The sequence below is a fragment of the Naasia sp. SYSU D00948 genome, from assembly GCF_017916515.1.
Taxonomy (GTDB): Bacteria; Actinomycetota; Actinomycetes; order Actinomycetales; family Microbacteriaceae; genus Naasia.
This window is the reverse complement of the sequence record NZ_JAFMTA010000001.1, coordinates 873,244-896,973: the sequence shown is the minus strand read 5'-3', so window position 1 is coordinate 896,973 and position 23,730 is coordinate 873,244. Positions and strand designations below refer to the sequence as shown.

The window sequence follows — 23,730 nt, the reverse complement described above, 5'->3', positions numbered from 1 at the left end:
CTCCGACCGCCGACCGCGCCCCGGATCGCCGAGCGCGCCCCGTGCACGAGGTGCGCTCGGTGTTCAGGGGTGCTCGGTGCGCGCGAGCGCGCCTCAGCCGTCGGGGAGCCAGCGGGCGGCCGTGAGGTCGACCCGGTAGCCGGCGGCCGTCGGGGCCGGCACCAGCGGGGTGCCCTCCGCTTCGTAATGCTCGCGCGCCGCCTGCTCGTGGCACGTCGGGGGATGCCCGCCCGCCCGGATCACCCGCCACCAGGGGACCGAGGAGCCGTGCAGCCGCATCACCATGCCGACGGCGCGGGCCCCGGGGCGCCCGAAGGTCCAGGCCACGTCGCCGTAGGTCATGACCCGGCCCGGCGGGATCTGAGCGACGACGTCGAGCACCTGGTCGGTGTACTCGCCGTCGCGAGCGAAGACCGGCATCAGAGGCCGAGTGCCGCGACGACCTCGCCGTAGTCCGTCTCGCCGATGGGTGTGAAGCCCAGGCGGAGGAAGAACTGCTCGGGGCCGAGCTCGCCCGGCTCGTAGATGACGGTCACGCGCTCGCAGCCGCGGCGCCGCGCCTCCTCGGCGAGCTCCTCGACGGCGAAGCGTCCGATGCCGTGGCCCTGCGCCTCGGCCGCGACGTGGATGCGCCAGATGGCGCAGCGGAACTCCTCGCGCTCGGCGGCGGGATCGAAGTTGCCCATGATGAAGCCGACGACCCTGCCGTCCTCGCGCACCACGCGAGGCCACATGGTCGCCTGGTTCACGAACGGCTCGGCCATCGAGTAGGACAGCGGCGCCACGAACCGCTCCTGGCCCTGCTTCAGGGTGAGCGAGTTCGCGGCGGAGATGTTGCGCGCGTTGAGTTCCTCGAGGACGAGCGGGCCCATGCGCACAGGTTAGTGGCACGCCAGCGGCGGCGCAGGGCGAGATATCTCGACGTCGAGACATCCGGGGCGGTGGGTAAGCTGGACCGCGGCCCCGCGCCGGGCGGGACGACGAGCCGAGGAGCGTGCACAGTGGCAGCAGGCGAGAAGATCAAGGTCGAGGGAACCGTCGTCGAGCTCGACGGCGACGAGATGACACGGATCATCTGGCAGAAGATCAAGGACAGCCTGATCCACCCGTATCTCGACGTGAATCTCGAGTACTACGACCTCGGCATCGAGAAGCGCGACGAGACCGACGACCAGATCACGATCGACGCTGCCAAGGCCATCCAGAAGCACGGCGTGGGCGTCAAGTGCGCCACCATCACCCCGGACGAGGCGCGCGTCGAGGAGTTCGGCCTCAAGAAGATGTGGAGGAGCCCGAACGGCACCATCCGCAACATCCTCGGCGGCGTCATCTTCCGCGAGCCGATCATCATCTCGAACATCCCGCGGCTCGTGCCCGGCTGGAACAAGCCGATCATCGTCGGCCGCCACGCGTTCGGCGACCAGTACCGCGCAACGGACTTCAAGTTCGACGGCCCGGGCACACTGACCGTCAGCTTCCAGCCGCAGGACGGCGGCGAGGCGCAGTCGTTCGAGGTGTTCCAGGCGCCGGGCGGCGGTGTCGCGATGGCGATGTACAACCTCGACGACTCGATCCGCGACTTCGCGCGCGCGAGCCTCAACTACGGCCTCGCCCGCAACTACCCGGTCTACCTGTCGACGAAGAACACGATCCTCAAGGCCTACGACGGCCGGTTCAAGGACATCTTCCAGGAGGTGTTCGACACCGAGTTCAAGGAGAAGTTCGACGCCGCCGGCCTCACCTACGAGCACCGCCTCATCGACGACATGGTCGCCGCATCGCTGAAGTGGGAGGGCGGCTACGTCTGGGCGTGCAAGAACTACGACGGCGACGTCCAGAGCGACACCGTCGCGCAGGGCTTCGGCTCGCTCGGCCTCATGACGAGCGTGCTCACCACGCCCGACGGCAGGATCGTCGAGGCCGAGGCCGCCCACGGCACCGTGACGCGCCACTACCGCCAGTACCAGCAGGGCAAGCCCACGTCGACGAACCCGATCGCCTCGATCTACGCCTGGACGCGGGGCCTCGCGCACCGCGGCAAGCTGGACGGCAACCAGGAGCTCATCGACTTCGCGAACACCCTCGAGGAGGTCGTGATCTCGACCGTCGAGTCCGGCGCGATGACGAAGGACCTCGCCCTGCTCGTCGGCCCGGACCAGGCGTGGCAGACGACGGACGAGTTCCTCGACACGCTCGACGCCAACCTCAAGGCCCGCCTCGGCGGCTGACCTCCCGCTTCCCGGGCAGGCCTCGACCTTTCGCTCAGCAGGAGACCCAGCGCTTCAGCAGGCAGGAAGCCGCCGGTTCCACCTGCTAAATGCGCATCCTTCCTGCTGAGCGACAGAGGGAGAACCGGAAGAAACGGCGAAGCGCCCGATCCCCCGGAGGGGACGGGCGCTTCGGCGTTCCGAGATCAGGACGCGGACTGGGTGCCGCTGCCCTCTTCGCTGCCGGTTCCGATGGTCATGGTGTTCTGCTGGGCGCCGCCCTGGACCTCGATCTTGCGCGGCTTCATCCGCTCGCTGACCGGGATGGTCACGCTGAGGACGCCGTTCTCGTAGGAGGCCGAGATCCGCTCGGTGTCGATGCCCTGCCCGAGGTTGAGCTGGCGCAGGAACGAGCCGCTCTGGCGCTCGCGAGTGAGCCACTTCACTCCCTCGCCGCTCGTGAGGGTCCGCTGCGCGCGGATGGTGAGCAGCTGGCCGTCCACGTCGATGTCGACCGAGCCGGGGTCGACGCCCGGCAGGTCGGCGCTCAGGACGTAGTGGTCGCCGTCGCGGTAGAGGTCCATCGGCATCAGCCGCGGGCCCCGTGCCTCGAACATCGAGCCGGCGAGGCGGTCGAGTTCGCGGAACGGGTCGAAGTTCATCGCCATCGAATGTCCTTTCGGTCGGGCCGCGTGTGCGGCGGAGTTCGAGAGAGTTGAGCCGTCGCGGCTCAACTACCGTCAGATTAGCACTCCGGCCCGGCGAGTGCCAGAGCTCGCGTTCGCCGAAAACGAACGATCCTCGGTTCTCCGTGAGCGTCGGCGGCGCCGGTACGCTGGCCGGTACGCGGCGACGGCGGGAGGGCCGATGGCACCGGACGGCGAGGACGCCCCCGGGATCCGGCTCGGGCTCGACATCGGCGGGACGAAGACCGAGGCGGTCGTCCTCGACGCCGCCGGCGCGGTCGTGGGGCGCCTCCGGGTGCCCACCCGCCCGGGTGCCGACGGGGTGCTCGCCTCCGCCGAGGAGGCGGTGTCCACAATGATCGGGGCCCTCGCCGATCCGCCGAGTGGCGCCCTCACCCTGGGCATCGGGATCCCTGGCTCCGTCGACGCGCGCACCGGCCGGGTCGCGAACGCGGTCAACCTCGGCGTGCGGGACCTCGCCCTCGGGCGAGAGCTCACGGGACGCCTGGGCCTCGCGGCACGGGTCGAGAACGACGCGACGGCCGCGGCCTGGGGAGCGTTCCGGACGATCGCCGCACGCCGGCCCGAGCTCACATCGCTCGCCTGCCTCAACGTGGGCACCGGACTCGCCGCCGGCCTCGTCCTCGCCGGGCGACCGTGGCGAGGCGCTCGCGGCAGCGCCGGCGAGGTCGGTCACCTCGCTCTCGACCCCGCTGGCGAGCAGTGCCCGTGCGGGCAGCGCGGCTGCCTGGAGACGGTCGCCTCCGGCTCCGGGATCGCCCGCCGGTGGGGACGTCCGGCCTCCGGCCTCGCCGACGCCGTGCTCGCGGGACAGCCCGGCGCGATTCGGGTGTGGCGGGACGCCGTGCGCGGGCTGGCGACGGCGGTCCGGGTGCTCGTCGAGACGCTCGACGTCGAGCTCGTCGTCCTCGCCGGCGGAGTGGCGGTGCAGGGGGACCTGCTCCTGACGGACGTGCGGCGCGAGCTCGGCGAGGCGGCCGCCAGCTCGCCCTTCCTCGCCTCGCTCGACCTGGGCGACCGGCTCGCCGTCCTCGAGCCGGACCTGCCGGTCGCCGCGATCGGGGCCGCTCTCCTGGCGGCGGAGGAGGCGGCCTGATGGCCGAGGTGATCATCGTCGCGGACGAGGAGCAGGCGGGCGCTCTGGGGGCGGAGGCCGTCGCCGCGCTCGTCGCGTGGAAGCCGGACGCCGTGCTCGGGGTGGCCACCGGATCGACGCCGCTCCCGGTGTACCGGGCCCTCGCGGCACGGTCCCTCGACCTGTCCCGCGTGAGCGCGTTCGCCCTCGACGAATACGTCGGCCTTCCGCTCGACGCGCCCCAGAGCTACCACTCGGTGATCGCGCGGGAGGTCACCGAGCCGCTCGGCCTCGATCCGGCTCGCGTGCACGTGCCGGGCGAGGGGCCGCTCGAGGAGGCGGGGGAGGCGTACGAACGGGACCTCCGGGACGCGGGCGGGGTGGACCTGCAGATCCTCGGCATCGGCACCGACGGGCACATCGGCTTCAACGAGCCCGGCTCGTCGCTCGCCTCGCTCACGCGGATCAAGACGCTGACCGAGCAGACCCGGCGCGACAACGCCCGCTTCTTCCGCTCGCTGGAGGAGGTGCCCATCCACTGCATCACCCAGGGCCTCGGCACGATCCTGCGCGCCCGTCACCTGCTGCTGCTGGCTTTCGGCGAGGGCAAGGCCGACGCGCTCGCCGCCGCGGTGGAGGGACCGGTGTCGGCCCGCGTGCCCGGATCCGTGATCCAGCTGCACCCGCGGGTGACCGTGCTCGTCGACGACCGGGCCGCGTCCCGCCTCGAGTATGCCGACTACTACCGCTACGCGTACGCGAACAAGCCGAGCTGGCAGCCGCTGTGAGGCTCCTGGTCCACGGCGCCCTGGCGGTCGACGCGGAGGGCGTCCGCGACGACGCCTGGGTGCTCTGCTCGGAGGGGCGGATCGAGGACGTCGGCACCGGGTCGACGTGGCCGAGGGGTGCCGGGAACGAGGAGGTGGACGCGACGGGGCTCACCCTCGTCCCCGGGTTCCTCGACCTGCACGCGCACGGCGGAGGCGGGTTCGGCTACGACGGCGGCGACGTCCTCGCGGGCCTCGCAGCCCACCGTCGGCACGGCACCGCGGCCTCGCTCGTCAGCCTCGCCTCGGCGTCGATGCCCGTGCTCGCCGAGCAGCTGCGCCGGATCGGAGCGCTCGCGGCAGGGCATCCGGAGATCCTCGGCGTCCACGTCGAGGGGCCGTTCCTCTCCCCGGCCCGGCGCGGGGCGCACGATCCCGAGGCGCTCGTGCCGCCCACCGCGGAGCACGTCGACCGACTCCTCGAGGCCGGCGGCGGAGTCCTGCGGATGGTCACGATCGCCCCGGAGCTGCCCGGAGCGCTCGACGCGATCTCCCGCCTCTCCGCCGCCGGCGTCGTCGTGGCGGTGGGGCACACCGAGGCGGACTACCGCCTCACGCGCGAGGCCTTCGAGAGGGGCGCTCGCGTGCTGACGCACACCTTCAACGCGATGCCGGGCATCGCCGCGCGGGAGCCCGGACCCGTCCTCGCCGCCGCCGACGACGACCGGGTCACCCTCGAGCTCATCCTCGACGGCATCCACGTGTCCGCGGCAGCGGCCCGGATGCTGTTCGAGCTCGCGCCGGGTCGCGTGGCACTCGTCACGGACGCCATGGCGGCGGCCGCCGCGGGGGACGGAAGCTACCGCCTGGGGTCGCTCGACGTGACCGTGGACGGGGGCAGGGCGGTCGTCGTCGGGACCGGGACGCTCGCCGGCTCGACGCTCACCCAGGACGCCGCGGTGCGCCGCGCGGTCCTCGAGCTCGGCCTGGAGCCGGCCGTGGCCGTCGCCGCCGCGACCTCCGCCCCTGCCGCCGCGCTCGGGCTCGCTCACCGGGGGAGCCTCCGTCCCGGCGCCGCCGCGGACCTCGTGCTCCTCGACGAGGAGTGGCGGGTGGCGCGGGTGATCAGCGGAAGATGATCGTGCGCGCTCCGTCGAGCAGCACCCGGTCCTGAGCGAACCACGTCACCGCCTGCCGCAGCGTCCGGCACTCCTCGTCCTGGCCGATGGCGACGAGCTGCTCCGGAGACAGCGTGTGGTCGACCCGGACGACGTTCTGCTCGATGATCGGCCCCTCGTCGAGGTCGCTCGTGACGAAGTGGGCCGTGGCGCCGATGAGCTTCACGCCTCGCGCGTGCGCCTGCCGGTACGGGTTCGCGCCCTTGAAGCCGGGCAGGAACGAGTGGTGGATGTTGATCGCCCGGCCGGCGAGCTTCTCGCACAGCTCCGGGGAGAGGATCTGCATGTACCGCGCGAGGACGACGAGCTCGATGTCGAACTCGTCCACCACCTCGAGGATGCGCCGCTCGAACTCCGCCTTGGAGTCGGCGTCCGTGATCGAGCGCGACTCGAAGGGGACGCCGTAGAACTCGGCGAGCTCGCGCAGCACGGGATGGTTGCCGAGCACGAGCGGGATCTCGACCGGCAGCTGACCGGAGCGCCGGCGGAACAGGAGGTCGTTCAGGCAGTGGGCCGCCTTGGAGACGAGCACGAGGGTGCGCTTGTCCCGTCCGGCGCGGTCCAGCTGCCACGACATCGCGAAGCGGGCGATGACCGGCTCCAGCAGGGCGAGGAACTCCTCGCGGGACGCGCCGGTCCTGACCTCCAGGCGCATGAAGAAGCGGCCGGTGTCCGAGCTCGAGAACTGCTGCGACTCGGTGATGTTGCCGCCCGCGGCCACGATCGCCCCGCTCACGGCGTGCACGATCCCCGGCTCGTCGCGGCAGGCGAGGGAGAGGACCCAGTGGCCCGGGTCGCCGGGCTGGTCGCGGACGAGAGGGTCGCTGGCAGGCACGGCTCCCCAGCGTACCCGCGCGGCCGGACCCGCTCCGGCCGTCCGGTACCATGGGTGGGACATGAAGGCCCCCGACGCGCGCTTCCCGACGCTCGGGCTGGTCACCCTCGCCGGTGCGATCTTCGTCTCCGTCACGGGCGAGTTCCTGCCGACCGGGCTCCTGCCCGAGATGGCGCGGGACCTCGGCGTGACCGTCGGGCAGGCCGGCATCCTGATGACCGTCTTCGCGGCGACCGTGGTGCTCGCCGCCGCGCCGCTCGCGGTGCTGACCAGGGGCATCTCGAGGAAGACCCTCGTGTTCTGGGTGCTCCTCGTGAACGCCCTCGCCACGCTCCTCGCCGCGATCGCGCCCACCTACGAGATCCTGATCGGCGCGCGCATCCTCGGCGGCCTCGCACACGGTCTGTTCTGGGCGGTGGTCGGCTCCTACGCCGCCTACCTCGTGCCGAAGCACCAGCTCGCCCGGGCGATCGCGATCTCCAACGCCGGCGTCTCCGCGGCCTTCGTGCTCGGCGTCCCCGTCGGCACCGCCCTCGGCCACGCGGTCGGCTGGCGCCCCGCGTTCGGCGTCATCGCCGGCGCGATGGTCGTGCTCGCCCTGCTGGTGCTCCGCCTGCTCCCGCCGGTCGACCACGCGGTCCCCGTGCGCACGGGCGAGATCCCGCTGCCCACCCGCCGGGACCCCACGCTCCCCGCGGTGCTCGTCACGTCCATCACGGTCGTGCTGCTGATGGTCGGGCAGAACACCTTCTACACGTACATCGCCCCGTACATCACGGATGCCGCCGCGTTCGGGGCGGAGACCGTGGGGCCTCTCCTCTTCCTCTACGGCGGCGCGGGCGCCGTCGGCCTCGTCCTCGCCGGCATCGTCGGCAGCCGTCATCCGGTCGCCGCCGTGGGCGTCGCGGTCGCCATCAGCATCGGATGCACGCTCGTGCTCGCCGCGGTTCCCGGCGTGCCCTGGCTCGTGGTGGCCGCCCTCGTCGCATGGGGCGTCGCCATGGGGTCGGTGGCACCGCTCATGCAGACCAGGAACATGCACCTCGCCTCGCCCCGGCTGAGGGATCTGGCGTCCGCGCTCATGACGACCGCGTTCAACCTCGGCATCGGCGGAGGCGCCCTCGTGGGGGCCCTCCTGCTCCCGGTCGGGGGCATCGGCCTCCTGCCCTGGGCGGCCGCCCTCATCATGTCGTCGGCCCTCGCGGTGGTGCTCGCAACCGTCCTGTCCAGCCGAAGGAAAGCGTCAGCCGGGTCGGTTATCCTCTAGGCCACCCAACCCTGTGAGGAAGCATGGCAACGGTTCCCCCGGCCGACCGCACCTCGCCCTCCCTCGATCCGCGGTACGACCCTCTCTTCCAGCGGGGCTACGCCGCGGCCCCCGAGCGGACGGTGCAGGCGCGGAAGGTCGCCTCCGCAGCGGCTCCCGCAGCCGCACCGCGAGCGGAGCCGCGCCCCGAGGCCGCACCCGGTGCGGAGCCGCTCATGGAGGTGCAGGGGACGGCGGCGGACGCCCCGGCTCCCCGCCCGCGCACAGGGATCCTCTGGCTCGTCAGCGCCGCGCTCGTCGTCGCGGGAGTGTTCCTCCACTTCGCCTTCGGGGCGGCGGGCTACGGCGCCGACTGGTCGGTGTCGACCGAGGGCGGGGCCATCCGCTTCGCCGACGGGCGCAGCGTCGAGCAGGTCCTCGCGACCCAGCTCGCCGTCTCCGTCGCGCCGTACCTCGTCGTGCTCGGCATCGCGACGGCGGTCGCCACCCTCTTCGTCCAGATCCTCCGCTCCGAGAGAGGCCCCAGATGACCGCGGTCGACGTCGACGTCCAGGAGGCCGCCGCGCGGGTTCTCCGCTCCGTGGAGACCGTGATCGACGGCAAGCCGGACGTCAGCGCGATCGCCCTCACCGTCCTCATCGCGGAGGGACACCTCCTCATCGAGGACGTGCCCGGCGTCGGCAAGACCATGCTCGCGAAGACCCTGGCCCGTTCGGTGGGCGGGACCGTGAGCCGGATCCAGTTCACCCCCGACCTCCTGCCCTCCGACGTGACCGGGGTGTCCGTCTTCGACCAGGCGTCGGGACAGTTCGAGTTCAAGCCGGGCTCGGTGTTCGCGAACCTCGTCATCGGCGACGAGATCAACCGCGCATCCCCGAAGACTCAGTCGGCGCTCCTCGAGTGCATGGAGGAGGGGCAGGTCACGGTCGACGGCCGCGGCTGGCAGCTGCCGCGCCCCTTCATGGTCGTCGCGACCCAGAACCCCGTCGAGATGGACGGGACGTACGCGCTGCCCGAGGCGCAGCGCGACCGGTTCACCGCCTCGGTGTCGATGGGCTACCCCGACCCGCAGGCCGAGCTCGCCATGCTGCGCTCACGCGAGACCCGCAGCCCCCTCGACGACGTGCGCCCCGTCGTGTCGCTGGAGGAGCTGGAGGCGATGATCGCCAGCGCTCGCACCATCTACCTGTCCCCGGCCGTCGAGCAGTACCTGCTCGCGCTCATCACCGCGACGCGCACCCACCCCGATCTCCGGCTCGGGGCCAGCCCGCGGGCGACCCTCCAGCTGGCGCGCGTCGCGAAGGCGCGGGCGCTGCTCGAGGGGCGGGACTTCGTGCTCCCCGACGACCTCGCGGTGCTCGCTGTGCCGGTGCTCGCGCACCGCCTGCTCCCGACCCGCCAGGCCCTCGGCCGGAGCGGGGGCAGCGAGTCCGAAGCCGCAGCCGACATCGTCCGGGCCGTCGTCGCGGCGACTCCGGTCCCGCGGGCGTGAGCTCCCCATGACGGCCGCGACGGAGGCGCTCCCCCGGCGCAGGTGGGGCCGGCTGGCGCTCGACGTCGGGCTGCCCCGGCTCACCCCGCGCGGGTGGGCCGTCCTCGGCGCGTCCGCCGTCGCGGTGATCGTCGCGTTCTCGGTGGGCTGGCGGGACCTCTTCTATGTGGGCCTCATCCTCGGCGCCCTGCTGCTCGGCTGTGCTCTCGCCGTCCGCGCCCGGGTGGCGTCGCTGTCCGCCGCTCGTCGCCTGAGTCCCGACGTCGTGTCCGTCGGCCAGCCGGTCACGGTGCAGATTCGGGTGACCAACAACGCGTGGATCCGCGCCTCGCGTCAGCTCTGGCGCGACCTCGCGCCGCGCGGCTTCGACCCGCCTCCGTACCAGGTCCTCCCCGCGCTCGGCGCCCGCGGCGACCGCAACGCCAGCGTCCGCCTCGACTACCACGTCGAGCCCCGCGAGCGGGGGGTCGCACGGATCGGGCCGCTCCTCGTCGAGCGCACCGACCCGTTCGGTCTCACGCTGCACGAGGCGCGCGTCGGGCAGGCGGAGACCCTCACCGTGCTGCCGCGGATCACCCCGCTCGAGGGCGCCGTGGCGGGCCGCACGAGCATCGCCGACTCCTCCGTCCCCGCGTGGAAGACGGGGCACGGGCACGACGACGTCATCGCCCGCGAGTACCGGGCGGGCGACGCGCTCCGCCACGTGCACTGGCGTGCCACCGCCCACCGCGGGGAGCTGATGGTGCGCCAGGAGCAGAGCCAGGACGAGGCCCGGGCGGTGATCCTGCTCGACACCCGGCGGGACAGCTACTCGTCGTCCGCCGCATTCGAGTGGGCCGTCGAGTTCGCCGCGTCGCTCCTCGTCCACCTGACGGACACGGGCGTCGGTGTCATGCTCATGGAGACGGCTCCCGCCCCCGAGGGCACGCTCGACGTCAACCGCACGGCCCGCGAGGCCCTCCTCGACCTCGCCACCGTGCGCCGCCGCACCGCCCGCTCCAGCGACTACCTGCACCGGCTCGGCGTCCTGCTCGCCGGCGATCCCGCTCCCGTGTACGCCGTGCTCGGCTCGGCGGTGACCGATCAGGAGCTGCGGGAGCTCGCGCCCCAGAAGGCGCGCGCGAGCAGCGCGGCGCTCGTGCTCGTCGGCGATCCCGACCGGGAGCCGCCGGAAGAGGTGTGGTTCGCGGGCTGGCGGTCCGCGTCGTCGTGGCCCGGTGACGACGTCGCGGGCGTGTGGGCGCGGACCTCGCCCCGGGGAGGACGGTCATGAGCACGTCCGGTCCCGGCATCCGCCGCTCCACGTGGGGCATCAGCGCGGCGTCGCTCCTCGCGGTGCTCGTCGCCGCCGGGTCGCTGCGCACGCTCATCCAGGGGGACACCTGGTGGTGGGCCTCCGTCCTCGTCGGCGGCTTCGCCGTCGCCACGGCCGCCGGCATGCGCGCGATCCGGCCGCTCCGGGTCCTCGCGCCCCTCGGCGGGTCGGCGGTCGCCGTGCTGCTCGTGCCGCTGATCTGGGTCCCCGAGAGCCTCATGTGGGGCGTGATCCCGACCGGCCGGACCGTCACGGCCCTCCTCGAGCTCATCCGCGCCGCCGCCCGGCAGATCTACCTGGACTCGCCGCCGGCGACGCCCACGCCCGGCCTGCACCTCATGGTCGCGGTCGGGGTCGCCCTGCTCGCCGTCCTCGTCGACTCCCTCGTCGCCGAGCTGCGGATGCCGTGGCTCGCGGGCCTGCCTCTCCTCCTGCTCGCCATCGTGCCCGCCCGGGCCGTCGGGGTCGGCGACGACCTCGCCGGAGTGACGGTGACGGTCGCCGCGTTCCTCCTGCTCGTCTGGCTGGACCGGCGCCGCGACCAGTCCCGGCCACCCGCCTCGAGCGCCGCGCTGCTCGGCGCCGGCGCCGTGGTCACCGCGCTCGTCGTGCAGTCCATGGTCCCGACGCTCGTGCCTCCCGCTCCCGCGGCGGCGGGCCAGCTCCGCCCCGTCTTCGCCCCCGGCGCCGACCCGCTCGTCCGCCTCGGCGAGACCCTGCGGCGCGGAGCCGACGTCGCGGTGCTCAACTACGAGTCGTCGTCGTCGTCCCCCGTATACCTGCGCGTGGTGACGATCGACGACCTCACCGGGGACGAGTGGGCCCCGACGACCTCGGACGGGGATGCCGCGAGCCGTCAGGTCCGCACGTTCCCGGAGCCGGAGGGCCTCACGGACGACGTCGAGCGCGAGGAGGCGACGACGATCATCCGCGACGCCTACCAGCAGCGCACGTGGCTGCCCCTGCCGTACCCCGCGACGTCGGTCGCCGGCCTCGAAGGAGCGTGGGCCTGGGAGGGCTCCGCCCTCACCGTGCAGGCCGTCGGCCGCACCCGGCCGGTGGACGAGTACACCGTGGAGAGCCTTGTCGTGGACCCGACGGTCGAGCAGCTGCGCAGCGCCCCGGCCGCTCGCACCACCGACTTCGCCCGCTTCCTGCAGCTGCCCTTCGACATGCCGGACGAGATCGGCGACACCGCGCGGTCGGTGACAGCCGAGGCGGGCACGGCCTACGACCAGGCGGTCGCCCTGCAGGACTACCTGCGGAGCCCCGAGTTCACCTACGACGAGAACACGCCGCAGCGCGCCGACGGCGACGGCGACAGCATGGACGTCCTGGCGGCGTTCCTGGAGGAGAAGCGCGGCTACTGCACGCACTTCGCCTCCGCGATGACCGTGATGGCGCGCGAGCTCGGGATCCCGTCGCGCATCGCGGTCGGCTACCAGCCCGGTGAGCGCCGCCTCACCGAGCCCGGCGTGTACGAGGTCACCTCGCACGACCTGCACGCCTGGCCCGAGCTCTACTTCGAGGGCGTCGGCTGGACCCGCTTCGAGCCGACCCCCGGGCGCGGCGACGTGCCGCAGTACCGCGAGGGCGACGCCGAGGCCTCGGACACCCCGTCCGCCGCGCCGACCCCGACGCCCACCTCGTCCGGCGCGCAGAACCGCCCCGACCAGGACGTCACCGCGGGCGCGACGGGCGCGGGCGGCGGGCCGCCGATCGGCGGCGTGGCGCTCGGCACCGGAGCGGCCCTCGTACTGCTGGCGCCCGCGGGCGTCCGCGCGCTCATCCGGCGACGGCGGCTCGGCGCCCTCGGCAGGGAACGCGTGGGCCCGGCGTGGGACGAGGTGCGCGACACGGCCCTCGACCTCGGGCTCGTCCCCGGCGGAGCGCTCACCCCGCGTGCACTCGCGGACCGGCTCGGCGCCGTCATCGGCGGCGGGACGCCGGAGCACCAGGAGCTCGCCGCCCTGCTGCGGACGGTGGAGCGGGAGCGGTACGCGCGCCCCGGCTCCTCATCGGGGGCGATGGACGAGGCGCCCGTGCGGCGGCTCCTGCAGCGGATGCGCGGAAGCGCGAGCCGCGGGGCACGGCTGAGGGCGGCGCTCGCTCCCCGGTCGCTGCTTCAGGGCTTCGAGGGGGTGCCGCGGCTGGCGAGGCGGGTGGTCGGCTCGGCGCGCTGACGGGCTTGCTACACTGGCCCGGTCGCGACTGGCGGAAGGGAGCCTCGGCTCCTCAAGGTGGATCACCACCGGGGAACGACTGACACGGACGGGGCCGTACGCCTGGGCCACGACTCCACCCATTCGTCAGTCAAGGAGCCCCATGCCTGAGCCCGAGTCCTCCTTCCTCGCCCCGCTCGCCGCGGTCGATCCCGAGATCGCCGACGTCCTCGCGCGCGAGCTCGACCGCCAGCAGTCCACGCTCGAGATGATCGCGAGCGAGAACTTCGTGCCCCGCGCCGTGCTCGAGGCGCAGGGATCCGTGCTCACCAACAAGTACGCGGAGGGCTACCCGGGACGCCGCTACTACGGCGGCTGCGAGTTCGTGGACGTCGCCGAGGAGCTCGCCATCGCGCGGGCGAAGGCGCTGTTCGGTGCCGGCTACGCCAACGTCCAGCCCCACTCGGGCGCGAGCGCCAATGCGGCCGTGCTGCACGCCATCGCCACCCCGGGCGACACCATCCTCGGCCTCGAGCTCGCCCACGGCGGCCACCTGACGCACGGCATGAAGCTCAACTTCTCCGGCCGGCTCTACCAGGCGGTCGCCTACGGGGTGGACCCGCAGACGTTCCGCATCGACATGGACGTGGTCCGCCAGAAGGCGCTCGAGCACCGCCCCGCGGTCATCATCGCGGGCTGGTCGGCCTACCCGCGGCAGCTCGACTTCGCCGCCTTCCGCTCCATCGCCGACGAGGTCGGCGCGCGGCTCTGGGTCGACATGGCGCACTTCGCCGGACTCGTCGCCGCGGGCCTGCACCCGAACCCCGTGCCGCACGCGCACGTGGTCTCCTCGACCGTGCACAAGACCATCGGCGGTCCGCGCTCGGGCTTCCTCCTCAGCAACGAGGAGGACCTGTACAAGAAGCTCAACTCCGCGGTCTTCCCCGGCCAGCAGGGCGGCCCGCTCATGCACGTCATCGCCGCCAAGGCGACGGCGTTCAAGCTCGCGGGCGAGCAGGAGTTCCGCGACCGGCAGGAGCGCACCGTGCGGGGAGCCCAGCTGCTCGCCGAGCGGCTGACCGCGCAGGACGCGAAGGACGCCGGCATCGACGTCCTCACCGGCGGCACCGACGTGCACCTCGTGCTCGTCGACCTGCGCGAGGCCCAGCTCGACGGCAAGCAGGCGGAGGATGCGCTCCACCAGGCGGGGATCACCGTCAACCGCAACGCGGTCCCGTTCGACCCGCGTCCGCCCATGGTGACCTCCGGCGTCCGCATCGGGACGCCGGCCCTCGCCACTCGCGGCTTCGGGGACGCCGAGTTCGAGGAGGTGGCCGACATCATCGCCCTGGCCCTGATCGGCGGCGCGGACCTCGAGTCGCTCCGGACGCGCGTCCACGACCTCGCCGGCCGCTTCCCGCTGTACGCCGGGCTGACGCCGAGCGGCCAGCCGCTGCCCGTGGACGAGCTCCCCTCGTCGGTGGCGCGATGACCGCGGTCCGGCTCGACGGCACGGCCACGGCAGCCGCGATCAAGGCGGAGCTGCGCGAGAGGGTGGACGTGCTCAAGCGGCACGGCGTGACGCCGGGTCTCGGGACGCTGCTCGTCGGCGACGACCCCGGATCCCGGGCGTACGTCGCCGGGAAGCACCGCGACTGCGCCGAGGTGGGCGTCCGGTCGATCCGCGCCGACCTGCCCGCGGACGCGACCGAGGCGCAGGTGCACGAGGCCATTGCGGCCCTCAACGCCGACCCCGCCGTGACGGGCTACATCGTCCAGCTGCCGCTTCCGAACGGCATGGACGAGAACGCCGCGCTCGAGCTCATCGACCCGCGCAAGGACGCCGACGGCCTGCATCCGACCAATCTCGGGCGCCTCGTCCTCGGCGTGCAGGGCGAGCTCACCTCGCCGCTTCCGTGCACGCCGAACGGCATCGTCGAGCTGCTGCACCGGCACGGCGTCGAGCTGCCCGGGAAGCACGTGGTGGTCATCGGCCGCGGCCTGACCGTCGGACGGCCGCTGGGTCTCCTCCTCACCCGGAAGGGCCTCGACGCGACGGTGACGCTCACGCACTCCCGGACGCCCGACCTCGCGGCCGAGGTGCGCAGGGCGGACGTCGTGGTCGCGGCGGTCGGCGTCCCGCACCTCGTGCAGCCGGAGTGGATCCGGCCGGGCGCCGCCGTCCTCGACGTCGGAGTCACGCGGGTGATCGACCACGAGACGGGCAAGGCGAAGCTCACGGGCGACATCGCGCCGGGCGTCGAGGAGGTCGCGGGCTGGCTCTCGCCGAATCCCGGCGGCGTCGGTCCCATGACCCGCGCCATGCTGGTCGCGAACGTCGTGGAGACGGCGGAGCGGGCGCTCCGGGGGACGATGCGCGCCGCCTGACGCGGCTCGCCCTCGGACGCCCGCTCAGGGCAGCCGGGCGAGGGGGAGCTCAAGCCTCCCGGTGTGCTCCCGCGGAGGCGCGCACCGGGAAGATCGTCGGCGACGCGTAGCCGTGCTCCGCGAACGCCGTGTCCACCGCGTGGCTCACCCGGGACACGTGGTCGCTCGGCGTGAGCGCGATCGCGGCCCCGCCGAACCCGCCACCCGTCATGCGCGCGCCCAGGGCACCCGCGTTGAGCGCGGTCTCGACGGCGAGGTCCAGCTCCGGGGTCGAGATCTCGAAGTCGTCGCGCATCGATCGGTGCGACGCGTCCAGGAGGTCCCCGATCGCGAGGGGCCCCCGCTCCCGGAGCGTCCGCACCGCGTCGAGCACGCGCTCGTTCTCGGTCACGACGTGCCGGACCCGGCGGAAGGTCTCGTCGTCCAGGAGATCGCGGGCGCGCGGCAGGTCCGCGAGGGTCACGTCGCGCAGCGCCTCGACTCCGAGCGCCTGGGCGCCCGCCTCGCACGAGGCGCGGCGGGCGGAGTAGCCGCCGGTGGCGTGCGAGTGCGACACGTGCGTGTCCATGACCAGCAGGACGAGGTCGGCGGCCTCGAACCCGAGGGGGATCACCTCGGCGTCCAGCGTGCGGCAGTCGAGGAAGACCCCGGCGTCCTGCTCGCCGAGGAGGGAGGCCGACTGGTCCATGATCCCCGTGGGGGCGCCGACCGCCCTGTTCTCGGCGAGCTGCCCGACACGTGCGAGGGTCCGGCGGTCGAGGCCGGCGTCCCAGAGGTCGTCGAGGGCGACCGCGACCGCGGACTCGATGGCCGCCGAGGACGACAGACCCGCGCCGACGGGCACGTCCGAGTGGATGAACAGGTCGAAGCCGATCTCCTCGGCGCGGCCCGCGGTCACCTCGCGCAGCGCCCAGGCGACGCCCAAGGGGTAGGCGGACCAGCCCGACAGCCGCTCGGGAGCGAGGTCGGCGAGCGGGATCTCCGCGGCCTCGGCGGCGAAGGACGAGGCCACCCGGGCCACCCCGTCGGTGCGAGCGGCCAGGGCGGCGAAGGTCCGCCGGTCGATGGCGAACGGGAAGACGTATCCGTCGTTGTAGTCGGTGTGCTCGCCGATGAGGTTGACCCGGCCCGGCGCCGACCACAGCGACGCGGCCTCGGTGCCGTAGACCGCGGCGAACGCCTGCAGCGTCTCGGTGCGCAGATCGATCATGCTTCTCCCAGTCCTTCCCTGAGCAGCGCTTCGCGGAGGGAGGCGGCCTGCCGCTCCGGGGGGATGTCCCCGATCCAGCCGCCCATCGCCGCCTCGGAGCCCGCCAGGTACTTCAGCCGGTCCGCTGCCCGCCGCGGGGACGTCAGCTGCAGCGACAGCCGGATCTCGTCCCGGTACGCGTGCGCGGGAGCCTGGTGCCACGCGGCGATGTACGGGGTGGGCGTCGGGTAGAGCGCGTCGATGCCCTTGAGCAGCCGGAGGTAGAGGTCGGCCAGCTCGCTCCGCTCGGCCTCGTTCGTGGCGGCGAAGTCCGGCACATGCCGGTGCGGCAGCATGTGCACCTCGATCGGCCACCGGGCCGCGAAGGGCACGAACGCGGTCCAGTGCTTCCCGGAGAGCACCACCCGCTCGCCCGCCTGCTCGAACTCGAGGATCCGGGCGAACAGGTCCGGTCCCACCTTCTCGACGGAGCGGATCAGCGCCTGAGTGCGAGGAGGGATGTAGGGGTAGGCGTAGATCTGCCCGTGGGGGTGGTGCAGCGTGACGCCGATCGCCTCGCCGCGGTTCTCGAAGGGGAAGACCTGCTGGACGGCCGGCAGGGCCGACAGCTCGGCGGTGCGGTGCGCCCACGCCTCGATGACGGTCCGCGCCCGGCTCGTGGTCAGGCTTCCGAACGAGCCGAGGTGCTCGGGGCTGAAGCAGACGACCTCCGTGCGGCCGACCGACGTGCGGGTGCGACCCAGGCCGATGTCGGACAGGTCCTCGAGACCTCGGGGCGCGTTCTCGTCCTCGAGCAGGGGGCCGAACGACGGGGACCGGTTCTCGAAGACGACGACGTCGTAGTTGCTCGGCACCTCCGACGGGTTCGTCGGGGACTGCGGCGACAGGGGGTCCAGCTCCGCCGGAGGCAGGAAGGCCCGGTTCTGGCGCGCCGCGGCGACGGAGACCCAGTCGCCGGTGAGCACGTCCTGCCGCATCGTGGCCGTGGCGGGGCGGGGGTCGAGGGTGCGGGCGTCGACCGCCCGCTCGGGCGGCAGCGAGGTGTCCGCGTCGTCGTAGTAGATGAGCTCCCGGCCGTCGGCGAGACGGCTCCGGCGTGCGACGATCCCCGACGACAGCTGCTCCATGGCAGGCCCAACACTATCGGTCGCCCCGCCGCCGGACGGGCACTGTCGTGTTCCCGGTCCGCGGCGGCAGCCGCGTCACTAGAGTCGGGACATGCTGCCCACCGGAGAACAGTTCACGCTCGTGCTCGAGGGCGAGGCCGGGACGGTGACCGCGACGGTGACGGAGCTGGCCGCCTCTCTCCGCGCGCTTCGCGTGGGCGGAGTCCCGCTCGTGCACGAGTACCCGGACGACCTGACGCCGCCCTACGGCGCCGGCATCGTGCTCGTGCCCTGGCCGAACCGCGTGCGGGACGCCAGATGGACGCTGAACGGCAAGGAGCAGCGGCTCGACGTCACCGAGCCGTCGACCGGCAACGCCACCCACGGCCTCCTGCGCAACACCGGCTACCGCGCGACGGACCGCTCCGACGCGGCGGTGACCCTCAGCGCGACGGTCTTCCCGCAGCACGGCTACCCGTTCCTGCTCGAGACGTCGGTGCGGTACGAGCTGACGCCGTCGGGGATCCAGGTGACCCACGGCATCGTGAACGCCGGCGCCGATCCCGCTCCGGTCGCCCTCGGCGCCCACCCGTACTTCCGGGTCGGCGACATCCCCTCCGAGGAGCTCACCGTGACGGTTCGCGCCTCGAGCTGGTTCCCGGTCGACGACCGCTTCATCCCGACGGGACGGGAGCCGGTGGAGGGCACCGAGAACGACCTGCGCGGGGGCGTGCCTCTGAGGGGCGCCTCCCTCAACTCGGCGTTCACCGACCTGGAGCTCATGGACGGCGCCTACCGGCACGTGCTCACCGCGCCCGATGGCTCGGCGACCGAGGTGTGGGGGGACGAGGATTTCGCCTACGTCCAGGTGTTCACGCAGCCGGCCTTCACGGGGCTGTCCGGCACCGAGCTCGCCGTCGCCCTCGAGCCGATGACCGCGCCGGCGAACGCCCTGCAGACGGGTGAGGGGCTGCGGTGGCTGGAGCCCGGCGAGACGTGGCTCGCGCGCTGGGGAGTGCGGTATCTGCCTGCCGCGGCATAGATCGTTGCCACTGCTCAGTTCCGCGGTTTTGTCAATCCCCTGGGGGTTTGTCGGGGGTCGTCCGTACAGTTCTGTACGCCCATCACGGCGGAGCGAGGAGGCTGGACATGCTGAAGGTGGCATACCCTGGCCGGCTGTCCGAGGTGGGGGCGCAGTACGTGGCTGAGGGCCAGTGGCGCCTGGTCAACAAGACCGTCGATGACGGGGACGCCTCCGGACTGCTCGGTTTCGTCGAGCGGGTCGGCCCGGCCTACGAGGTGCTCCTGCTGGAGCGCCCGGCGGACCGGCACCGGGTCGGCTCGCTGCGTGAGGCGCGGGCCCTCCTCGTCGAGCGCGGCGAGTAGCGTCAGGCGGCCCGCGACCGCACCGCGGTCGCCATCCGCTCGATCGCGTCCTCCAGGATCGGGCGGGGCGTCGCGAAGACGAGGCGGAGGAAGCCCGCTCCCGGCGAACCGCACGCGAGGCCGTCGGTCAGCGCCACCCCGGCGCTCTCGCGGAAGAACGTCGCCGGGTCCTCGAGCTCGAGAGCGCGGGCGTCGAGCCAGGCGATGTACGTCCCCTCCGGCTCGCGGTACCGCATGCCCGGCAGGGAATGGGAGATCATGCGGGTGAGCGCATGCCGGTTCTCGTCGGTGTAGCGGATGGCGGAGGCGAGCCAGTCCCCGCCCTCGCGGTACGCCGCGATGTTGGCCACGACGCCGAGGTTGCTCGCCCCGTGCTCGTGCAGGAACCCGTCTCGCTGCCACCGCTCCTCGTCCGCCTCGTTGGTGAGGATGAGCTGGGCGCACTTCAGGCCGGGCAGGTTCCACGCCTTCGAGGCGGAGGTCGCGGTGACGGTGTGCCGAGCGGCCTCGGAGGACACGGAGGCGTAGGGGGTGTGCTGAGCTCCCGGGTACACGAACGGCGCGTGGATCTCGTCGGAGAAGACCCGGCCGCCGTTGCGCGCGACGACCTCGCTCAGCGCGAGGAGCTCGGGCCTCGTGAAGACCCGGCCCACCGGGTTGTACGGGTTGCACAGGATGAGCAGCCCAGCGCCCGCCTGGAAGGCCCGGTCGATCCCGTCGAGGTCCAGCCGGTAGCGGCCGTCGTGCTCGAGGAGCGGCACCTCGATGGTCGCCCGTCCGAGAGTGCCCGGCACGGTGAGGAAGGGCATGTAGGCCGGTGTGGGCAGGATGACGGGGGTCCCCGGCTCGGAGAAGAAGGAGATGGCCGCGTCGAGGCCCGCGACCACGTCCCCGAGAGGGTGGATCCGCTCGGGCGGAACCTCCCATCCGTACGCGCTGCGCTGCCATTCGGCGGTGGCCTCGGCGAGCTCGCGCCCGAGCCAGGCGGGGCGGTAGCCGAAGAGCCCACGATCGACGGCGTCATGGAGCGCCCGGGCGATCGGCGGCGCCACGCCGTAGTCGGACTCGGCGACGAAGGCGCCGATCGCGCCCGGGAACGCGGTCCACTTGAGCCCGCCGAGCTCGCGCAGCCGCTCGGCCGTGATGTCGTCGAAGCCCCCCGCGTCCACGCCGTCCCTCCCTCCTTCCGAACCCTATCCGCGCTCGGACCGGGAATAGGAGCGGATCCGGCCCCCTTGTCCCCCTTCATGAGGCGGCGGTGATGACGGCGGAGAACGAGGTCGTCGCCCGCGCCGGCGTCGGGCTCCGCTCGGAGCGGGGGCCGATCCTGCTGTCGCTCATGCTCAGCACCTCGCTCGTGGCCCTCGACTCAACGATCATCGCGACGGCGATCCCCGCGATCGTCCGCGACCTCGGGGGGTTCAGCCAGTTCCCCTGGCTGTTCTCGATCTACCTGCTCGCGCAGGCGGCCTCGACCCCGGTCTACGGCCGCCTCGCCGACATCCTCGGCCGGAAGCCCCTCATGCTCGCCGGCATCGCGATGTTCCTGGTGGGATCGATCCTCTGCGGCATCGCCTGGAGCATGCCCGCGCTGATCGTGTTCCGTGCGGTCCAGGGGCTCGGCGCCGGCGCGGTGATGCCGATGAGCATCACGATCGCCGGCGACATCTACACCGTGCGCGAACGGGCGAAGGCGCAGGGGTACCTCGCGAGCGTCTGGGGGATCTCCTCCGTGCTCGGCCCGGCCCTCGGCGGGCTCTTCTCGGACGTCCTCTCCTGGCGCTGGATCTTCTTCCTCAACATCCCGCTCTGCCTCATCGCCGCCGCGCTCCTCGTGCGCGGCTTCCGGGAGACCGCCGTGCGATCCGGGCAGCGGATCGACTACGTCGGCGCCGCTCTGCTCGCCGCTGGAACGGCGCTCCTGATCCTCGGCCTCCTCGAGGGCGGGGTCGCCTGGGAGTGGGCGTCCGCGCCGTCGCTCGCCATCTTCGCCGGGGCCGCGGTGCTCCTCGTCGTGTTCGTCCTCGTCGAGCGCCGGGTCGAGCACCCGATCCTGCCGCTGTGGGTGCTGCGGCGCCGGGTGCTCCTCGCGAGCAGCGTGGGCTCCCTCCTCGCCGGCGCGATCGTCCTGGGGCTCTCCTCGTACGTCCCGACCTACGGGCAGGTCGTGCTCGGCGCCACGGCCGTCCTCGCGGGCTTCGCGCTCGCCGCGCTGACCATCGGCTGGCCCATCTCGGCGACCCTGGCCGGCGCGCTCTATCTCCGCTGGGGGTTCCGCGCGACCGCGCTCGTCGGCTCCGCGTTCGTCCTCCTCGGCACCGCGCTCACCATCACCCTCGGGACCGGCTCGGAGCTCTGGCAGGTGGCGCTCTACTGCCTGCTGATCGGCATCGGCATGGGCTGGGTCACCGCACCCACCCTGGTGGCGGCCCAGTCGAGCGTCGAGTGGAACGAGCGTGGCGTGGTCACCTCCACCAACCTCTTCGCCCGGTCGATCGGATCCGCGGTCGGGGTCGCGGTGTTCGGTGCGATCGTCAACGCGGGCACGACCGGAGGCGGCACGCCGTCGGCCGCCGAGCTGAGCGCCTCGCTCCACCTCGTCTTCCTCGGCATGACGGCGGTGGCGGTGGCGCTCACCGTCGCGGTGGCGTTCATGCCGGGCCACCGAGCCCCCACGCCGGCCACGGCCGTGCCCGCCGCCGAAGCTCCGTGATAGAGAAGGAGTCGTGATCCGCCACGTCGTCCTCTGGAAGCTGTCGTCCTCCGATCCCTCCCAGCGGGAGAGGGATGCCGAGGGGATCCGCGAGCGCCTCGAAGCGCTGGTGGGGGTGGTGCCGGGTCTGCGCTCGCTCATCGTCGCCCCGGACGTCGGGTCCACGGAGGGCAACTGGGACCTCGTGCTCGTCTCGGAGCACGACGACGAGGATGCGCTCGCCGTGTACCAGAAGCACCCGGCGCACGTGGAGGCCGCCGCGTTCGTGCACAGCGTCGTGCAGGCGCGGGCATGTGTCGACGCGCCCGCCTGACGCCCTGATCCGACCGTAGAATCGGGGGGTTCCCGGCGATGCGGTGCCGACGGCGGTCGTTCCGCCGCCGATCCGCGCGGGCCGGGCGCGGAGCGGAAGGCGGCGGTCATGACCTTGGAGCAGACGGCGACCGGATACCGGTCCGACCTCTTCATCGGCGGCCGGTGGCGCGGGGGGAGCGGGGAGCGCACCTTCCCGGTGCTGGACCCCTCCGACGGCACGGTCATCGCCGACTTCGCCGTCGCGACCGAGGAGGATTGCGTCGCCGCGGTCGATGCCGCAGAGGCGGCGCTCCCCGAGTGGTCGGCGACCGCTCCCCGGCAGCGCTCCGAGATCCTGCGGCGAGCGTTCGACATCCTCACCGAGGAGCGCGAGCACCTCGCCGAGATCATGGTCCGGGAGAACGGCAAGGCCTTCGCCGATGCTCTGGCGGAGGCGGACTACGCGAAGGAGTTCTTCCGCTGGTTCGCGGAGGAGGCCGTCCGCATCCCGGGGGAGTTCCGGCTCTCCCCGAACGGCGACAAGCGCATCGTGGTCACCCACCAGCCGATCGGCGTCTCCCTGCTCATCACCCCGTGGAACTTCCCGGCCGCGATGGCCACCCGGAAGCTCGCACCGGCGCTCGCGGCGGGATGCACCGTCGTGCTGAAGCCCGCGTCCGAGACGCCGCTCACCGCCGCGTACGTGGTCGAGGTCCTCACGCGCGCGGGAGTCCCCGCCGGCGTGGTGAACCTGGTGACGCCCGAGCGGGTGGGTCCCGCGGTGGAGCGCATGATGGCGCATCCGGCCGTCCGGAAGCTCTCCTTCACGGGCTCGACCGAGGTGGGCAGGATCCTGCTGCGCCAGGCGGCGGAGACGGTCATCAGCACGTCGATGGAGCTCGGCGGCAACGCGCCCTTCCTCGTGCTTCCCGGCGCCGACGTCGATCTCGCGGTGCAGGGAGCGGTCGTCGCGAAGATGCGCAACGGCGGAGCGGCATGCACGGCCGCCAACCGCTTCTACGTGCACCGATCCGTCTACGACGAGTTCGCGGGCAAGCTCACGGACGCGCTCCGCGGCTACTCCGTCGGTCCCGGGATCGACCGCGCGAACAAGCTCGGCGCTCTCGTCTCGGTGAAGGAGCGGGACAAGGTGGCCGATCTCGTGGACGAGGCCGTCACCGAGGGCGCCCGGCTCGCCCTGGGCGGCCGGAAGCTCCCGGACGGCGCCTTCTACGAGCCCACCGTGCTGCTCGACGTCGAGCACGGCAGCGCCATCACGCGGACGGAGGTGTTCGGGCCGGTCTCGCCGCTCGTGCCGTTCGACGATGTGGACGAGGCGGTCCGCATGGCGAACGACACCATCTTCGGGCTCATCGCGTACGTGTTCGGCGAGACGGGACAGGCGTTCTCCGTCGCGCAGCGCATCGACGCCGGCATGGTCGCCGTCAACCGCGGGGTTGTCAGCGACCCCGCCGCCCCGTTCGGCGGCATGAAGCAGAGCGGCCTCGGGCGCGAGGGGAGCTCCGAGGGCATCCTCGAGTTCCTCGAGGAGAAGTACATCGCGACGGCTCCCTGACTCAGGAGCCCGCGCCCTCGTCCTCCAGCACCTCCCGGTGGACCGCGACGAG

23 protein-coding genes and 1 riboswitch are annotated in these 23,730 nt (G+C 72.9%); of the genes, 16 read left to right on the top strand and 7 right to left on the bottom strand.

Features of this window, described 5'->3' with window-relative positions; translation table 11 throughout:
* Window positions 1-93: 93 nt before the first annotated feature.
* Window positions 94-420: an MGMT family protein gene (locus tag J3P30_RS04155; RefSeq protein ID WP_210479664.1), complete on the bottom strand. Its 327-nt coding sequence runs from the start codon at window positions 418-420 to the stop codon at window positions 94-96.
* Entirely contained in the window at window positions 420-872 is a 453-nt protein-coding gene (locus J3P30_RS04150) for a GNAT family N-acetyltransferase (protein ID WP_210479663.1), read from the bottom strand. Before J3P30_RS04150 ends, J3P30_RS04155 begins: the two co-directional genes overlap by 1 nt.
* Window positions 873-1,001: 129 nt before the next feature.
* On the opposite strand from J3P30_RS04150, the gene J3P30_RS04145 reads away from it, so the two are divergent.
* Window positions 1,002-2,228 (top strand): NADP-dependent isocitrate dehydrogenase, encoded by a 1,227-nt coding sequence (locus tag J3P30_RS04145; protein ID WP_210479662.1) that lies wholly within the window; start codon window positions 1,002-1,004, stop codon window positions 2,226-2,228.
* A 185-nt stretch (window positions 2,229-2,413) separates the two neighbouring features.
* Here J3P30_RS04145 and J3P30_RS04140 read toward each other — a convergent pair whose 3' ends face one another.
* The gene (locus J3P30_RS04140; protein WP_210479661.1) at window positions 2,414-2,875 is read right to left on the bottom strand and encodes an Hsp20/alpha crystallin family protein; all 462 of its coding nucleotides are present in this window, start codon (window positions 2,873-2,875) and stop codon (window positions 2,414-2,416) included.
* Window positions 2,876-3,074: 199 nt separating this feature from the next.
* Between J3P30_RS04140 and J3P30_RS04135 the strand changes: the two genes are divergently transcribed.
* From J3P30_RS04135 to nagA, 3 genes are read left to right on the top strand one after another with little or no spacing between them, the layout of a single operon-like run.
* Window positions 3,075-4,010, top strand: coding sequence for an ROK family protein (locus J3P30_RS04135; RefSeq protein WP_246852702.1), 936 nt, complete (start codon window positions 3,075-3,077; stop codon window positions 4,008-4,010).
* Window positions 4,010-4,777: a glucosamine-6-phosphate deaminase gene (locus J3P30_RS04130; protein WP_210479660.1), complete on the top strand. Its 768-nt coding sequence runs from the start codon at window positions 4,010-4,012 to the stop codon at window positions 4,775-4,777. Before J3P30_RS04135 ends, J3P30_RS04130 begins: the two co-directional genes overlap by 1 nt.
* The gene (nagA, locus tag J3P30_RS04125) at window positions 4,774-5,895 is read left to right on the top strand and encodes an N-acetylglucosamine-6-phosphate deacetylase (protein ID WP_210479659.1); all 1,122 of its coding nucleotides are present in this window, start codon (window positions 4,774-4,776) and stop codon (window positions 5,893-5,895) included. Before J3P30_RS04130 ends, nagA begins: the two co-directional genes overlap by 4 nt.
* On the opposite strand, the gene purU is transcribed toward nagA, so the two are convergent.
* Window positions 5,882-6,769, bottom strand: a complete 888-nt coding sequence (purU, locus tag J3P30_RS04120) for a formyltetrahydrofolate deformylase (RefSeq protein WP_307807393.1) — start codon at window positions 6,767-6,769, stop codon at window positions 5,882-5,884. The two genes, nagA and purU, sit on opposite strands and share 14 nt — an antisense overlap.
* 61 nt (window positions 6,770-6,830) lie before the next feature.
* On the opposite strand from purU, the gene J3P30_RS04115 reads away from it, so the two are divergent.
* The 7 genes from J3P30_RS04115 (at window position 6,831) to J3P30_RS04085 (ending at window position 15,393) form a co-directional block, all read left to right on the top strand.
* Window positions 6,831-8,036, top strand: a complete 1,206-nt coding sequence (locus tag J3P30_RS04115) for an MFS transporter (protein WP_210479657.1) — start codon at window positions 6,831-6,833, stop codon at window positions 8,034-8,036.
* A gap of 23 nt (window positions 8,037-8,059) precedes the next feature.
* Complete coding sequence (locus J3P30_RS04110) at window positions 8,060-8,566, top strand: hypothetical protein (protein WP_210479656.1); 507 nt, start codon at window positions 8,060-8,062, stop codon at window positions 8,564-8,566.
* Window positions 8,563-9,528, top strand: a complete 966-nt coding sequence (locus J3P30_RS04105; protein WP_210479655.1) for a MoxR family ATPase — start codon at window positions 8,563-8,565, stop codon at window positions 9,526-9,528. The genes J3P30_RS04110 and J3P30_RS04105 overlap by 4 nt, the downstream gene beginning before the upstream one ends.
* Before the next feature lie 7 nt (window positions 9,529-9,535).
* Window positions 9,536-10,801 carry a DUF58 domain-containing protein gene (locus J3P30_RS04100; RefSeq protein ID WP_210479654.1) on the top strand — a complete coding sequence of 422 codons (1,266 nt, stop codon included), beginning with the start codon at window positions 9,536-9,538 and terminating at the stop codon, window positions 10,799-10,801.
* Complete coding sequence (locus J3P30_RS04095) at window positions 10,798-13,026, top strand: DUF3488 and transglutaminase-like domain-containing protein (RefSeq protein ID WP_210479653.1); 2,229 nt, start codon at window positions 10,798-10,800, stop codon at window positions 13,024-13,026. Before J3P30_RS04100 ends, J3P30_RS04095 begins: the two co-directional genes overlap by 4 nt.
* A 14-nt stretch (window positions 13,027-13,040) precedes the next feature.
* A riboswitch (ZMP/ZTP riboswitch) is annotated at window positions 13,041-13,141 on the top strand.
* Window positions 13,142-13,168: 27 nt separating this feature from the next.
* On the top strand, window positions 13,169-14,497 hold the full coding sequence (gene glyA / locus J3P30_RS04090) for a serine hydroxymethyltransferase (RefSeq protein ID WP_210479652.1): 1,329 nt from the start codon (window positions 13,169-13,171) through the stop codon (window positions 14,495-14,497).
* Complete coding sequence (locus J3P30_RS04085; protein WP_210479651.1) at window positions 14,494-15,393, top strand: bifunctional methylenetetrahydrofolate dehydrogenase/methenyltetrahydrofolate cyclohydrolase; 900 nt, start codon at window positions 14,494-14,496, stop codon at window positions 15,391-15,393. Before glyA ends, J3P30_RS04085 begins: the two co-directional genes overlap by 4 nt.
* 49 nt (window positions 15,394-15,442) lie before the next feature.
* Here J3P30_RS04085 and galK read toward each other — a convergent pair whose 3' ends face one another.
* Together galK and galT are read right to left on the bottom strand one after the other, a co-directional pair.
* A complete protein-coding gene (galK, locus tag J3P30_RS04080) occupies window positions 15,443-16,603 on the bottom strand; it encodes a galactokinase (protein ID WP_210479650.1) in 1,161 nt (386 codons plus the stop codon).
* Window positions 16,600-17,730: a galactose-1-phosphate uridylyltransferase gene (galT, locus tag J3P30_RS04075; RefSeq protein WP_210479649.1), complete on the bottom strand. Its 1,131-nt coding sequence runs from the start codon at window positions 17,728-17,730 to the stop codon at window positions 16,600-16,602. The genes galK and galT overlap by 4 nt, the downstream gene beginning before the upstream one ends.
* Before the next feature lie 91 nt (window positions 17,731-17,821).
* Here galT and J3P30_RS04070 point away from each other — a divergent pair, with 91 nt between their 5' ends.
* Together J3P30_RS04070 and J3P30_RS04065 are read left to right on the top strand one after the other, a co-directional pair.
* Complete coding sequence (locus J3P30_RS04070; protein ID WP_210479648.1) at window positions 17,822-18,751, top strand: aldose 1-epimerase family protein; 930 nt, start codon at window positions 17,822-17,824, stop codon at window positions 18,749-18,751.
* 107 nt (window positions 18,752-18,858) lie between these two features.
* Window positions 18,859-19,095, top strand: a complete 237-nt coding sequence (locus J3P30_RS04065; RefSeq protein ID WP_210479647.1) for a hypothetical protein — start codon at window positions 18,859-18,861, stop codon at window positions 19,093-19,095.
* Between the two features lie 2 nt (window positions 19,096-19,097).
* On the opposite strand, the gene J3P30_RS04060 is transcribed toward J3P30_RS04065, so the two are convergent.
* Window positions 19,098-20,264: a MalY/PatB family protein gene (locus J3P30_RS04060; RefSeq protein WP_210479646.1), complete on the bottom strand. Its 1,167-nt coding sequence runs from the start codon at window positions 20,262-20,264 to the stop codon at window positions 19,098-19,100.
* Window positions 20,265-20,356: 92 nt separating this feature from the next.
* On the opposite strand from J3P30_RS04060, the gene J3P30_RS04055 reads away from it, so the two are divergent.
* From J3P30_RS04055 to J3P30_RS04045, 3 genes are all read left to right on the top strand, one after another.
* Window positions 20,357-21,808 carry an MDR family MFS transporter gene (locus tag J3P30_RS04055; protein ID WP_210479645.1) on the top strand — a complete coding sequence of 484 codons (1,452 nt, stop codon included), beginning with the start codon at window positions 20,357-20,359 and terminating at the stop codon, window positions 21,806-21,808.
* A 13-nt stretch (window positions 21,809-21,821) separates the two neighbouring features.
* Window positions 21,822-22,121, top strand: a complete 300-nt coding sequence (locus tag J3P30_RS04050; RefSeq protein WP_210479644.1) for a Dabb family protein — start codon at window positions 21,822-21,824, stop codon at window positions 22,119-22,121.
* Between the two features lie 108 nt (window positions 22,122-22,229).
* Window positions 22,230-23,678 (top strand): NAD-dependent succinate-semialdehyde dehydrogenase, encoded by a 1,449-nt coding sequence (locus tag J3P30_RS04045; protein ID WP_210479643.1) that lies wholly within the window; start codon window positions 22,230-22,232, stop codon window positions 23,676-23,678.
* Window positions 23,679-23,730 lie beyond the last annotated feature (52 nt).